We start from the raw sequence: 12,406 nt of genomic DNA on the forward strand, positions 1-12,406 counted from the left end.
TAGCGGCGAATGCCGGTCGTCATCGATCTTCGTCTCCGTCATTGGAAGCGGCTGCCGCCGGCCGCCTCGTCGAAGATGAGCCACGTCCGCGTCGACCGGACGCCCGGGACCGCGTGGATCCGGGCGATCACGACGTCGCGCAGGGTGACGTTGTCGGGCGTGCGCACCAGCAGCACGAGGTCGACGTCGCCGCCGACGAACGCCAGGTGCTCGATGTACGGCACGTCGCGCAGGCGCGCGGCCACCTCGCGCCATGAGTGCTGCTCGATGGTGAGCAGAACGTACGCCGAGGTGCCCAGCCCGGCGCGTACGGGGTCGATCCGGGCGGTGAACCCGGTGATGACGCCCTCGGCGATCATCCGTTCGACGCGCGTGTAGGCGTTGGAGCGGGAGATGCTCACCCGCTCGGCCAGGGCGCGCATGGACATGCGGCCGTCGGCCTCCAGCTCGCGCAGGATCGCCCGGTCGACGTCGTCGAGCGCCGCCGATCGTCCGGCGGGACCGGAGCCCGTCGCCGCCTCGAACGACAGATGGTCCATGAGTGGTCCCTCACTGAGCAATATGTTCCTGATTTGGCCTGACATCTGTACTTTCGGCCACGTTTCAACCGATATTCCTACCACTGATCGAGCAAGGAGGGCGGTGCCGTATGACCGAGCGACATCACGAAAGCGGCCCGGAGGCGCTGCTTCCCTCGGCGCAGCCGGTCCGGTTCCTGACCGACACCGGAGCGGCGGTACGGAGCCGTCCCCGCTATCCGCTGCCGGACCCGGAGACGCTGCGGCGGGCGTACCGCGCCATGGTCGTCGGGCGTCGTTTCGACGCCCAGGCCACGGCGCTGACGAAGCAGGGACGCCTCGCCGTCTACCCGTCGAGCCACGGCCAGGAGGCGTGCCAGATCGGCGCCGTCCTCGCCCTGGAGGACGGCGACTGGCTGTTCCCCACGTACCGGGAGTCCGTCGCGCTCGTGACGCGCGGCATCGAGCCCACCGAGGTGCTCTCACTGCTGCGCGGCGACGCGCACTGCGGCTACGACCCGAACCGGCACCACGTGGCGCCCCAGTGCACGCCGCTGGCGACCCAGACCGTGCACGCGGCCGGCCTGGCGTACGCCGAGCGGCGCAAGGGCAGCGGCCGGATCGCGCTCGCCTGCGTCGGCGACGGCGCGACCAGCGAGGGCGACTTCCACGAGGCGCTCAACTTCGCGGCCGTGTTCAAGGCGCCGGTCATCTTCCTGGTGCAGAACAACCAGTACGCCATCTCGGTCCCGCTCGACCGGCAGACCGCCGCGCCGTCCCTGGCCCACAAGGGCGTCGGCTACGGGGTGCGCTCGGAACGGGTCGACGGGAACGACCCGGTCGCGGTGCTGGCGGTGCTGTCCGCCGCCGCCGAGCACGCGCGGTCCGGCCAGGGACCCTTCCTGGTCGAGGCGCTCACCTACCGCCTCGAGTCGCACACCAACGCCGACGACGCGACGCGCTACCGCACCGACGCCGAGGCGGAGGAGTGGCGCCGGCGCGACCCGATCGCCCGCCTCGAGGCGTACCTGCGCCGCCGCGGCCACCTCGGCGACGACGACGTCGCGGAGGCGGCGACCGCCGCCGAGGAGTTCGCCGCCCGGCTGCGCACCGCGATGAACGCCGACCCGGAGCTCGACGCGCTCGGACTGTTCGACCACGTGTACGACGTCCCCACCCCGCAGCTGGACGAGCAGCGGGAGACGCTCCGCTCCGAACTCGAGGCCGAGGAGGCGCTGACATGACCGGTCCGTCCACCACCACCATGGCGCAGGCGCTCAACGCCGCCCTGCACGACGCCCTCGCGGGCGACGAACGGGTCGTGGTCTTCGGCGAGGACGTCGGCCCGCTCGGCGGCGTCTTCCGCATCACCGACGGCCTCACCGCGGAGTTCGGCGACGACCGCTGCTTCGACACGCCGCTCGCCGAGGCCGGCATCGTCGGGTTCGCCGTCGGCATGGCGATGGGAGGCTTCCGGCCCGTCGTCGAGCTGCAGTTCGACGCCTTCGCCTACCCGGCGTTCGAGCAGATCGCCTCGCACGTGGCCAAGATGCGCAACCGCACCCGCGGGCGGGTCGAACTGCCGATGGTGATCAGGATCCCGTACGCCGGCGGCATCGGCGGCGTGGAGCACCACTGCGACTCGAGCGAGGCCTACTACGCGCACACGCCGGGGCTGAAGGTCGTCACGCCCGCGACGGTGGACGACGCGTACTCCCTGCTGCGGGAGGCGATCGACGACCCGGACCCCGTCGTGTTCCTGGAGCCCAAGAAGCTGTACTGGGCGAAGGCGCAGGTCACCCTGCCGGCGCGCACCGAGCCGTTCGGCCGTGCGGCCGTCCGGCGCACCGGCGGCGACGCGACCCTCGTCGCCTACGGCCCGACCGTGCCCGTCGCCATGGAGGCGGCCGAGGCCGCCGCCGAGGAGGGATGGGACCTGGAGGTCGTCGACCTGCGGACGATCGTCCCGTTCGACGACGAGACCGTCACCGCGTCGGTACGCAGGACGGGCCGGTGCGTGATCGTGGGCGAGGCCGCGGGCTTCGCCGGTGTCGGCGCGGAGATCGCGGCGCGCGTCCAGGAGCGGTGCTTCCACAGCCTGCACGCCCCGGTGCTGCGGGTGACCGGACTCGACATCCCGTACCCGCCGCCGATGCTCGAACACCATCACCTCCCGAACGTCGACCGGATCCTCGACGCGCTCGACCGGCTGCAGCGCGACGACCGGCCCGACACCCGTTTCCTTCCGCTGGGCGGTGTTGCGTGAGCGAGGTCGTCTTCCGGCTGCCCGACCTCGGCGAGGGCCTGACCGAGGCCGAGATCACCGAGTGGCGCGTCTCCCCGGGGGACACCGTCACCGTCGACCAGAACGTCATCGAGGTCGAGACGGCCAAGGCCGCGGTCGACGTCCCCATCCCGATCGCGGGCACCGTGGCGCGACTGTACGGAGAGGTCGGATCCGTCATCGGCGTCGGCGAGCCCCTCATCGCGGTGACCGTCGCGGGCCAGGCTGCCACCCCGGAACCGGACACGGCCGACGAGCGGTACCGCGAGGAGGAACGCGCCGGGTCGGGCAACGTCCTCGTCGGGTACGGGACGGGCACGGCACGCCGATCGCGGCGCCGCCGCGCCGGACACACCGGACCCGTGCCGCCCCGCCGGGCGACCGGACCGGTTCCCGGCACCCCGGTGTCCGTGGTGGGCAGGCAGGTTCCCGGGGCCCCGGCGTCCGCGCCGGTGCGCACGGCTTCGGACCTCACGGCGGCGGTTCCCGCCTCCCCGGCGCCTTCGGTCCCCGCCGCACCGGCCGAGGCCCCGCGCGTCATCTCGCCGGTGGTCCGCCAGCTGGCGCGAACGCACGCCATCGACATCGCGGCCCTCACCCCCAGCGGTCCCGGCGGCGTCGTGCTCCGCCGGGACGTCGACGCCGCGATCGCCGCGGCCACGTCCGGAACCGCGCCGACGGCCACCGCCCGGTCCACATCGGCCTCCGGCCTGGCCGTCGCACCTGAGACGGCGGATCGGGTGACCGCCGGCCGGGCGAGCCGGGAGGCCACCACCTGGGCGGATCGGGAAGCGGCCCTGGCGGATCCGGAGGCTCCCGTCCGGATCCCTCTGCGGGGCGTGCGACGGACCGTCGCCGAGAAGCTCTCCCGCAGCCGGCGCGAGATCCCGGACGCGAGCACCTGGGTCGACGTCGACGCCACGCCCCTGGTCGAGCTCAAGGCCGACCTCGACCGGGCCCTCCCGGACGCCCGCGTCGGCCTGCTGGCGCTGTTCGCCCGGATCTGCGTCGCCGGGCTGCGGAGGTTCCCCGAGCTGAACGCCTACGTCGACGCCGAACGCCAGGAGATCGTCCAGGTGCCGCAGGTGCACCTCGGGTTCGCGGCGCAGACCGACCGGGGCCTCGTCGTGCCGGTCGTCCGCGACGCGCACCGGCTCACCCTCGCCGAGCTGGCCGCCCGGCTCCGGGAGCGCACCGAGGACGCCCGCGAAGGTCGGCTCGCTCCACAGGACCTCACCGGAGGGACGTTCACGCTCAACAACTACGGCGTGTTCGGCGTGGACGGTTCCAACCCGATCATCAACCACCCCGAGGCCGCCATGCTCGGCGTCGGGCGGATCATCGATCGCCCGTGGGCGTACGAAGGAGAGATCCGGCTGCGCAAGGTGACGCAGCTGTCGTTCACGTTCGACCACCGGGTCTGCGACGGAGGTGTGGCAGGGGGGTTCCTGCGCTTCGTCGCCGACTGCGTGGAGCGCCCGGCGCTCCTGGCGGCCCACTTCTAGGGCCGGGTCGGCAACTGTTCGCGTAGCACCGTGGCCAGGGTGATGGGCTCGCGGCCGAGCAGGGTGGCCAGCGTCGGGTCGACGGCGGCGAATTCGCCGGCGCGCCCGGCGGTGAAGACGCCGAGCAGCTGGTTCGCCGTCTCGGCGGGGACGCCGCCGCCGACCATGTGCTCCCGGAACCGGTCGTCGGGTGCGATGGTCCTGGTGATGACGCGGCCCGTGACGTCGGAGGCGATGCCGGCGATGTCGGCGAAGGTGAGCGCCCGCGCCGCGGTGAGCGGCGGGGTGGGGCCGTCGAAGCGGCCTTCGTCGGCCAGGATGGCGGCGGCAGCGTCGGCGAGGTCGGCGTGCGCGGTCCAGCTGACCGGCCCGTCCGCCGGGAGTGCGAGCTGGCCGGACTCCAGGGCGTGGCCGAGGAACCGCACCGCACTGGCCGCATAGAAGCCGTTGCGCAGCGAGGTGAACGGCACGCCGGACGCGCGCAGTGCCTCCTCGGTGGCGGCGTGGTCGCGGCACGGCTGGAAGCGTGACGCCGCGCCGGCGCCCTGATGGCTGGTGTAGAGGATGCGGCGGGCGCCCGCCGCGACGGCCCCGTCGATCGCGGCACGGTGCTGTCGCACGGCCTCTTCGCCCATCTTGTCGACGGAGACGATGAGCACTTGGGAAGCGCCCTCGAAGGCGTGGGCGAGACCTGCCGCGTCGGTGAAGTCGCCTTGCCGCACCCGTACCCCTCGGTCGGCGAACGCCTGTGCCTTCCCCGGGTCGCGGACGCTGACGCCGACCCGGTGCGCGGGCACGCGCGTCAACAGGCTCTCGACGACCTGACGCCCGAGCTGCCCGGTGGCTCCGGTCACGATGATCACAATGCACCCCAGCGATCTGTTTCCAGTGGAATCAAAATCAGCTTAACACTGATAATAACGCTGGAATCAGTCGTAGCGTATCCTTGATACAGGTCACCAGGTTCACCCGACCGCGAATCCGACGGCGCGGCAGGCCTGCGGGCACCGGCCATCTACCGGCTGTTCGGCGACAAGGACGGGCTGCTCGACGCGGTGGCCGAGCAGACGACCCTCAGCGACGCGGAGCGGCGTCTGCTGAGTGAGTGGCTGGACCGCCTCGCCGCCGGCGGATGAGTGTCATCGGTGGCTATCGGCCGGCCGACTCGCCCCGTTCCCGCACCTTGTCGGCCAGGCGGTCCAGACTCTCGTGCAGGGCCTGTTCGACCTTCGCGCCGGGCGGCGCGTGGTCGGGGTCGAAGAACGACAGGTGGACGACCACCTCGCTGTGCTCGGGTTCGATGCCGGTGACCTGGAGCCAGCCGGCGTACTCGCCGGTGTCCCGGGTGCCCCACTCCACCCGGAGCTGATCCCGCTCGGCCCGCAGCAGGGCGCGTTCCCGGTCGCCGCCGTGGCTGACCGTCACGTCCGGCAGGTCGGCGGACTCCAGGTGGACGTCCTGAGGCAGCCACGCGTCCATCGTCCCGGGGTCGGACGCCTCGTCGAACACCAGCTCCGCGGACGCGGTGATGCGCCGGGACGCCTCGAACTCGCTCATCGTCCTACTCCTTCCGGTCGGGGTGGCGGTGGCGTGCGCTTGCCCGCTGTTCGGTCGGCTACCCACAGCGGCCGGGGCCGACACACGGATCGATCAGCGGAAGCGGAGCAGGGCGGAGACCCTGGGAGTGGATCGATAGCTTTCGAAACGTGTCGACAGACAGCTTCGGTACGCGCGTCGATACCCCCGGTATCCGTACGTCGACGGGTTGTTGGCCATTGCCCGGGCGACCTGGAATCAAGGTTCGCCGAAAGATTGCGCTAATCTTCGAAACGTACGGTCGACGATGTGGGGGAGTGCGGTGGGACGTCCAGCCGGAACGGGATCGGAGCCGACGGCCGGTCGGCGCTCCCGGCCCACCTTGGCCGACATCGCCATGGAGGCGGGCGTCTCGACGGCCACGGTGTCCAAGGTACTCAACGGCCGGACGGACGTCGCCGCGGCCACGCGAGAACGCGTCGCCGGGCTGCTGAAGGCCCACAGCTACCTCGCGCCCGGCGTACGGCGGGCGCGCCGGTCCGGCCTGGTCGACGTCGTCATCGGCGGCCTGGACAGCCCCTGGGCGGTGGAGATCCTGCGCGGGGTGGAGGCCGAGTGCGCCGAACGCGGCACCGGCACGGTCGTCTCGCTCGTGCGCGGGGAGGACGCCCGGCCGCCGAGCTGGGCGTCGCTGAGCGTCCAGCACCACAGCGACGGCGTGATCCTCGTGACGTCCCGGATCACCGCGCAGCAGCGCGCGCAGATCGAGCGGGCGGGCGTCGCCCTCGTCGTCATCGACCCGGTCGACCTGCCCGACCCGGATCTGGCGAGCGTCGGCGCGACCAACTGGTCGGGCGGCCTGTCGGCGACCGAGCACCTGATCTCCCTCGGGCACCGGCGGATCGCCGCGATCGGCGGCCCGCAGGAGATGCTGTGCACCCAGGCCCGGATCGACGGCTACCGTGCCGCCCTCGAACGCGCGGGCATGGAGCTCGATCGCGCTCTGATCAGATACGGCGACTTCAGCTACGAGGGCGGGTTCCAGGCGGCGCGTGAGCTCCTCGAGCCGCCGGACCGGCCGACCGCGATCTTCGCGGGCAGTGACCAGCAGGCGATGGGCGTCTACGAGGCGGCGCGCCAGGCGGGTCTCAGCGTCCCGGCGGACCTCAGCGTCGTCGGGTTCGACGACCTGCCGCTGTGCCAGTGGCTGTCGCCGCCCCTGAGCACCGTCCGCCAGCCGCTGGAGGAGATGGGGCGGATCGCCGCGCGGACCCTGTTCCAGCTGCTCGACGGCGAGGCGCTGGTGAGCCCGCGGGTCGAGCTCGCCACCGAGCTGCGCGTCCGGCTGTCCACCGCTCCGCCGTCCGCCTGACCGGCGATGCGCACCTTCCGCAACCCGATCCTGCCGGGCTTCCACCCCGATCCGTCGATCTGCCGGGTCGGCGCCGACTACTACCTGGTGACGTCCTCCTTCGAGTGGTTCCCCGGGCTGCCGATCCATCACAGCCGGGACCTGGTGCACTGGCGGCCGCTCGGCCATGTCCTGGACCGGCCCGGGCAGCTGCCGCTCGACGGCGTCCGGCCGTCGGGAGGCCTGTTCGCGCCGACGATCCGGCACGCCGACGGCACGTTCTACGTCGTGTGCACCCTGGTCGACGGCACCGGGCCGTCCGGGAACTTCGTGGTGACGGCCACGGACCCGGCCGGGCCGTGGTCCGAGCCGCACTGGCTGGGCGAACCCGAGAGCTTCGACCCGTCCCTGCTGCTCGACGAGGACGGGCGGGCCTGGTTCCACGCGACCCGACCGGTCGACACGGCGGGGCACACCGAGATCTGGCTGCGGGAGTTCGACCCGGCCACGCTCACACTGACCGGACCGGAGCACGTCCTGTGGAACGGTGCCCTGAACGGCGCCGTCTGGACGGAGGCGCCGCACCTGTACCGGGTCGGGGACTTCTACCACCTCCTGGTCGCCGAGGGCGGCACCGAGCTGAACCACGCCGTCACCGTGGCCCGGTCCCGCGACGTCACCGGCCCGTACGAGGGAAATCCGCGCAATCCGGTCCTGACCCACCGCCACCTCGGCGCGGCGCACCCCATCGTCGCGACCGGGCACGCCGACCTGGTGGCGACCGGAGCGGGGGAGTGGTGGGCGGTGCTGCTCGGGGTCCGTCCCTCCGGCGGATACCTGGGCAACCTCGGCCGGGAGACCTTCCTCGCGGAGGTGGCGTGGGAGGACGACTGGCCGGTCATCGCCCCCGGCGCCGGCCGGGTCGAGCCCGCCGGCGCCGCTCCGGACCTGCCGGAACACCGCTGGCCCGCCGAGGCCGCCTGCGACCACTTCGACGACCCCGAGCTCGGTCCGCGGTGGAACCAGCTCCGTACGCCGCGCGAGCGGTTCTGGGACCTGACGGCACGGCCCGGTCACCTGCGGCTGCGGCTGCGGCCGGAAACGGTCACGGAGCGCGCCTGCCCGAGCCTGATCGCCCGCCGGCAGAGCCACGCGCACTTCGTCGCGCACACCGCGGTCGACTTCGACCCCCGGGGCTCGAACGAGTGCGCGGGCCTGGTCCTCCTGCAGAACGACGACTTCCAGATCCGGTGTGTGGTCACGCTCCGCGACGGGCGGCGCGTGCTCCGGTCGATCCGCAGGGCCGCCGGAGCCGACGAGATCCTGGCCGAAGACGGCCTGCCCGACGGGCGCGTCCGGCTGGCGGTCGAGGCCCACGACCAGTCGTACGAGTTCCGGTACGCCACTCCGGCGTCGGCGTGGCGGCCGCTCGGCGATTCGGCCGACGGCAGCGTGCTCAGCACCGAGGTCGCCGGCGGCTTCGTCGGGGCCTACCTCGGGATGTACGCCAGTAGTGCGGGACGGCCCAGCACCAATGTCGCCGACTTCGACTGGTTCGAGTACCGCGGCCTGGGCTGAGGCGCGCCCGGCTCAGTCGGCGGGGGAGGACTCCACCGGGACGGTGGTGGACTCGCGGACGACCAGCCGGCAGGGCCGGACGTGCGGGCCGGGGGACGGCTCGCCGTTGATGGCCGCGAGCAGCAGGTCGGCGGCGCCGCGCCCGAGGCCCTCGAGGTTCATGTCGACGCTGGTCAGCGGGGGCTGGCTGCCGAGGACCATGACGTCCCAGTTGTCGAATCCGACCACCGCGACGTCCTCCGGCACTCTTCGGCCCGCCGCCCGCAGCGCGTCGGTGACGCCCCGGGCGACCTGGTCGCTGCCGCAGAAGACCGCGTCGAACTCGCCGGCCGTCCCGAGGAGCATGCCGACGGCCCGCCGCCCCCACGCCTCGCTCCACTCGCCGAACAGCGGCGGAGCGGCCGGTTCCAGACCCGCCTCGGCCAGCTGCTCGATCGCCGCGGCGGACCGTACGACGGCGGAGTGGTGGTGCTCCGGCCCCGTGACGTGCGCGATCCGGCGACGGCCGACGGCGAGCAGATGGTCGATGGCCTTCCGGGCGCCGCCGGCCTCGTCGGCCACGACCGAGCAGTCCTCCGGGTCGGTGGAGCTGACGAACGCGTACACCACCGGGACCGGCAGGCCCGAGCCGATCGGGGGCCGCGGCCGGGCGTGCCCGGCCCGTCACGATGATCCCGTCGACCCGGCGGCTGAGCAGCGTGTTCAGGTAGTACTGCTCGCGGATCGGATCGTCGCGTCCGTCGCACAGGAACACCGACATGCGGCCCGCGCCGAGCGCGTCCTCCACCCCGATCATCAGCGGGATGCTGAACCGGCCGATGGTGTCCGTGGTGATCATCCCGACGGTGTAGGTGCGGCCGGAGCTCAGGGTGCGCGCCGCGGCGTTGGCCTGGAAGCCGAGCTGCTCGGCGGCCGCCTGCACCCGCTGCCGGGTCTCGGCCCGCAGGGAACCGCGCCCGTTGAGTGCCTTGGAGGCGGTGCCGACCGAGACGCCCGCCAGCGCGGCCACATCGCTGATGGTCGCCGGCCGCGCCGACTTTCCCATGTTTCCTCCGTTTTCCTGGTGCACTGATGTCCGAATGTACCGTACTCCGCCGTGCGCGACGTGGAGCTACGTAACACCGGAGAAATACGGTCTTGACGGCGGTTCACCGGCGACCTAGCCTCCGAGGCAACCGGTTTCCGAATTTTCTTCCCGGTCGGCCGGACGGCGCTCCTGCTTCGCACGGCCGACCGCATCTCGGGGGTTCGACCGGCGCGGGCCGCGGCCGGTGCCGGATTCCGTTGGACACAAGGAGGCACGATGGCCCTCTCTCGCCCCCGGGCACGGCTCCGGCAGGCTCCCGCCCTCACCGCGCTGGCCACCGCGGCGGCGCTCCTCACGGCGTGTCAGAGCGGGGGAGCCACCTCCTCCGCGAGCGACACCAGCGCCAAGGACGACGGCACGACCATCACCATGTGGACCCGTTCCCCGACGGCGATCTTCAGCCAGACGCTGATCGACGCCTACAACCGCGGCCACCGCAACAAGGTGAAGCTGACGGTGATCCCGGCCGACTCCTACCAGCAGAAGGTCGGTACGGCCGCGGGCGCCCGGCAGCTGCCGGACGTGCTCGCCTCCGACGTGGTCTACGCGCCGAACTACGCCTCGAAGGGCGTCTACCTCGACCTGACCGCTCGGGTGAACAAGCTGCCGTTCAAGGCGTCCCTCGCCCCCGCCCACATGAAGACCGCGACCTACAACAACAAGATCTACGGCGTGCCGCACGACATCGACCTGTCGGCCGTCTTCTACAACAAGGCACTGTTCACCAAGGCCGGTCTGAACCCGGACAAGCCGCCGACGACGCTGGACGAGGTCTACGCCGACGCCAAGAAGATCAACGGCGTGGGCGGCGGCGTCCACGGCTACTTCTTCGGCGGTGCCTGCCCGGGCTGCATGCTCTTCACCACCTGGCCGATGATCTGGGCCTCCGGCGGGACCGTGCTCAACGAGAAGGGCACGGCGTCGACCATCGCCAACGACACGGCGGGGAAGGTCTACGCCCTCTACCGCCGGATGTACCAGGAGGGCCTCGTCCCGGCCTCGGCCAAGAACGAGAACGGCCCGACGTGGACCCAGCCGTTCGCCAGCGGCAAGATCGGTATCGAGCCGATGGGCGCGACCGTGCTGCAGACCCTGAAGGAAGGACCCGACCTCAAGGTGGGCGTCGCCCCGATCCCGGGCCTGACGGGCGGCACCTCGTCCTTCGTCGGCGGAGACGTGCTCGGCGTGAGCTCCAACAGCAAGCACGCCGCGCAGGCATGGGACTTCATATCCTGGACCCTGTCCAAGGACGCCCAGGTCGACGTCGTCGCGAAGAACAAGAACATCACCGTGCGCACCGACCTGGCCGACAACACCTACGCGCAGCAGGACCCTCGGCTCGGGACGTTCAACAAGCTGGCCGCACAGGGCCAGACGCCCATCTCGGTCAATTTCGGTAAGACCTACAACGACCCGAACGGCCCGTGGACGTCAACGGTGACCGACGCGGTCTTCGGCTCCGGCGATCCGGCCGCCATCCTGCAGCGTCACAACGGCGCCGTCACCGAGTCCCTGTCCGGCAACGGCTGAGCGGCCCGGAGCCCGCCCGCACCCCGCTGCGGGCACCGCGCCCGACCGCCGTCTCCGTGATCAACGAGGAGCACCCGATGGTCTCCCTCTCACCCACCCGCGCGCCCTCCCGCGACGCGCCGTCGCCTCCGCCGCGCGCCCGTCGCGACGTCTCCAAGCTGCGGCGCGGCCACCGGCGCCTGGCGATGATCTACGCGACTCCGCTCGCCGTCATCGTCGCCGTCCTGTTCGTCGTCCCGCTCGGCCTGATGGTCTGGATGTCGTTCAACCACTGGCCGCTGCTGGGCGCGTCCGCGCCGAACGGAGTCGCGAACTACAAGGCCCTCAGCGACCCGCTCTTCCTGCACGCCCTCTGGTTCACCGTGAAGTACACGGTCGTGACGACGGTCGTCCTCGGCCTCGTCGCCTTCGGGCTGGCGCTGCTCGTCCAGGAGGGCCCGCGGGGCGTGGGACTGTTCCGTACGGTGTTCTTCCTGCCGAGCGCCGTCGGCCTCGCCTCGGCGAGCCTGCTCTTCTACGGCATGTTCAACACCCACTCGTCAGTGTTGAACGCGGCCATGCGGCTGCTGGCGGGCGGCGACGTCGACTGGCTGGGCAGCAGCGGCAACGCGCTGTTCTCGACGATCGGCATGATCACCTGGCGGTTCGCCGGCTTCTACATGCTGATCCTCATGACCGGCCTGCACGGGATAGACCCGGTGCTGTACGAGGCCGCCCGTACGGACGGGGCCGGCTGGTGGCAGATCATGCGGCGGGTGACGATACCGCTGCTGCGGCCGACGATCGCGCTGATGATGGTGCTCTCCGTCACCGGGTCGCTGCTGGCCTTCGACCAGTTCTTCATCCTGACCGGCGGGCGGCACGGCACGGCGACGATCGTCATCGACGTCTACCGAGAGGCGTTCCTGTCCCAGGACCTCGGGCGGGCGGCCGCCGTCTCGGTCGCCATCCTCGTCGGCCTGATCCTCATCAACGGCGCGCAGCTCCGCCTCCTGCGGCGCAACTCCTAGGAGCCGA

The 12,406-nt window shown here is 71.9% G+C and carries 11 protein-coding genes and 1 pseudogene; 7 read left to right on the forward strand and 5 right to left on the reverse strand.

What is annotated here, in order from left to right; genetic code table 11:
• Positions 1-38: 38 nt before the first annotated feature.
• The gene (locus ACYVF7_RS24760; protein ID WP_460345117.1) at positions 39-539 is read right to left on the reverse strand and encodes an Lrp/AsnC family transcriptional regulator; all 501 of its coding nucleotides are present in this window, start codon (positions 537-539) and stop codon (positions 39-41) included.
• Between the two features lie 110 nt (positions 540-649).
• Between ACYVF7_RS24760 and pdhA the strand changes: the two genes are divergently transcribed.
• From pdhA to ACYVF7_RS24775, 3 genes are read left to right on the forward strand one after another with little or no spacing between them, the layout of a single operon-like run.
• On the forward strand, positions 650-1,762 hold the full coding sequence (pdhA, locus tag ACYVF7_RS24765; RefSeq protein WP_460345120.1) for a pyruvate dehydrogenase (acetyl-transferring) E1 component subunit alpha: 1,113 nt from the start codon (positions 650-652) through the stop codon (positions 1,760-1,762).
• Positions 1,759-2,784, forward strand: coding sequence for an alpha-ketoacid dehydrogenase subunit beta (locus ACYVF7_RS24770; protein ID WP_460345123.1), 1,026 nt, complete (start codon positions 1,759-1,761; stop codon positions 2,782-2,784). The genes pdhA and ACYVF7_RS24770 overlap by 4 nt, the downstream gene beginning before the upstream one ends.
• Positions 2,781-4,307: a dihydrolipoamide acetyltransferase family protein gene (locus ACYVF7_RS24775; RefSeq protein ID WP_460345126.1), complete on the forward strand. Its 1,527-nt coding sequence runs from the start codon at positions 2,781-2,783 to the stop codon at positions 4,305-4,307. The genes ACYVF7_RS24770 and ACYVF7_RS24775 overlap by 4 nt, the downstream gene beginning before the upstream one ends.
• Here the strand turns inward: ACYVF7_RS24775 and ACYVF7_RS24780 are convergent.
• Positions 4,304-5,170: an SDR family oxidoreductase gene (locus ACYVF7_RS24780; protein WP_460345129.1), complete on the reverse strand. Its 867-nt coding sequence runs from the start codon at positions 5,168-5,170 to the stop codon at positions 4,304-4,306. The two genes, ACYVF7_RS24775 and ACYVF7_RS24780, sit on opposite strands and share 4 nt — an antisense overlap.
• A 286-nt stretch (positions 5,171-5,456) precedes the next feature.
• Positions 5,457-5,864, reverse strand: a complete 408-nt coding sequence (locus ACYVF7_RS24785) for an SRPBCC family protein (protein ID WP_460345132.1) — start codon at positions 5,862-5,864, stop codon at positions 5,457-5,459.
• Positions 5,865-6,165: 301 nt separating this feature from the next.
• Here ACYVF7_RS24785 and ACYVF7_RS24790 point away from each other — a divergent pair, with 301 nt between their 5' ends.
• Positions 6,166-7,215, forward strand: a complete 1,050-nt coding sequence (locus ACYVF7_RS24790) for a LacI family DNA-binding transcriptional regulator (RefSeq protein WP_460345135.1) — start codon at positions 6,166-6,168, stop codon at positions 7,213-7,215.
• A 6-nt stretch (positions 7,216-7,221) separates the two neighbouring features.
• Positions 7,222-8,772: a glycoside hydrolase family 43 protein gene (locus ACYVF7_RS24795; RefSeq protein ID WP_460345138.1), complete on the forward strand. Its 1,551-nt coding sequence runs from the start codon at positions 7,222-7,224 to the stop codon at positions 8,770-8,772.
• Between the two features lie 12 nt (positions 8,773-8,784).
• Here ACYVF7_RS24795 and ACYVF7_RS24800 read toward each other — a convergent pair whose 3' ends face one another.
• Entirely contained in the window at positions 8,785-9,378 is a 594-nt protein-coding gene (locus ACYVF7_RS24800) for a LacI family DNA-binding transcriptional regulator (RefSeq protein ID WP_460345141.1), read from the reverse strand.
• Between the two features lie 337 nt (positions 9,379-9,715).
• Positions 9,716-9,817: pseudogene (locus ACYVF7_RS24805) on the reverse strand (LacI family DNA-binding transcriptional regulator); the annotation flags it as partial.
• A 258-nt stretch (positions 9,818-10,075) separates the two neighbouring features.
• Here ACYVF7_RS24805 and ACYVF7_RS24810 point away from each other — a divergent pair.
• Both ACYVF7_RS24810 and ACYVF7_RS24815 read left to right on the forward strand, forming a co-directional pair.
• Complete coding sequence (locus ACYVF7_RS24810; RefSeq protein ID WP_460345144.1) at positions 10,076-11,389, forward strand: ABC transporter substrate-binding protein; 1,314 nt, start codon at positions 10,076-10,078, stop codon at positions 11,387-11,389.
• Positions 11,390-11,466: 77 nt separating this feature from the next.
• Positions 11,467-12,399 carry a carbohydrate ABC transporter permease gene (locus ACYVF7_RS24815; RefSeq protein WP_460345147.1) on the forward strand — a complete coding sequence of 311 codons (933 nt, stop codon included), beginning with the start codon at positions 11,467-11,469 and terminating at the stop codon, positions 12,397-12,399.
• The last annotated feature ends 7 nt before the right edge of the window (positions 12,400-12,406 follow it).

This window comes from Actinoallomurus acanthiterrae (genome assembly GCF_054775715.1).

Coding starts and splice junctions, on each gene's coding strand:
- ACYVF7_RS24810 (WP_460345144.1), top strand. CDS start 10,076: ATGGCCCTCTCTCGCCCCCGGGCACGGCTCCGGCAGGCTCCCGCCCTC.
- ACYVF7_RS24760 (WP_460345117.1), bottom strand. CDS start 539: ATGGACCATCTGTCGTTCGAGGCGGCGACGGGCTCCGGTCCCGCCGGA.
- ACYVF7_RS24795 (WP_460345138.1), top strand. CDS start 7,222: ATGCGCACCTTCCGCAACCCGATCCTGCCGGGCTTCCACCCCGATCCG.
- pdhA (WP_460345120.1), top strand. CDS start 650: ATGACCGAGCGACATCACGAAAGCGGCCCGGAGGCGCTGCTTCCCTCG.
- ACYVF7_RS24770 (WP_460345123.1), top strand. CDS start 1,759: ATGACCGGTCCGTCCACCACCACCATGGCGCAGGCGCTCAACGCCGCC.
- ACYVF7_RS24785 (WP_460345132.1), bottom strand. CDS start 5,864: ATGAGCGAGTTCGAGGCGTCCCGGCGCATCACCGCGTCCGCGGAGCTG.
- ACYVF7_RS24815 (WP_460345147.1), top strand. CDS start 11,467: ATGGTCTCCCTCTCACCCACCCGCGCGCCCTCCCGCGACGCGCCGTCG.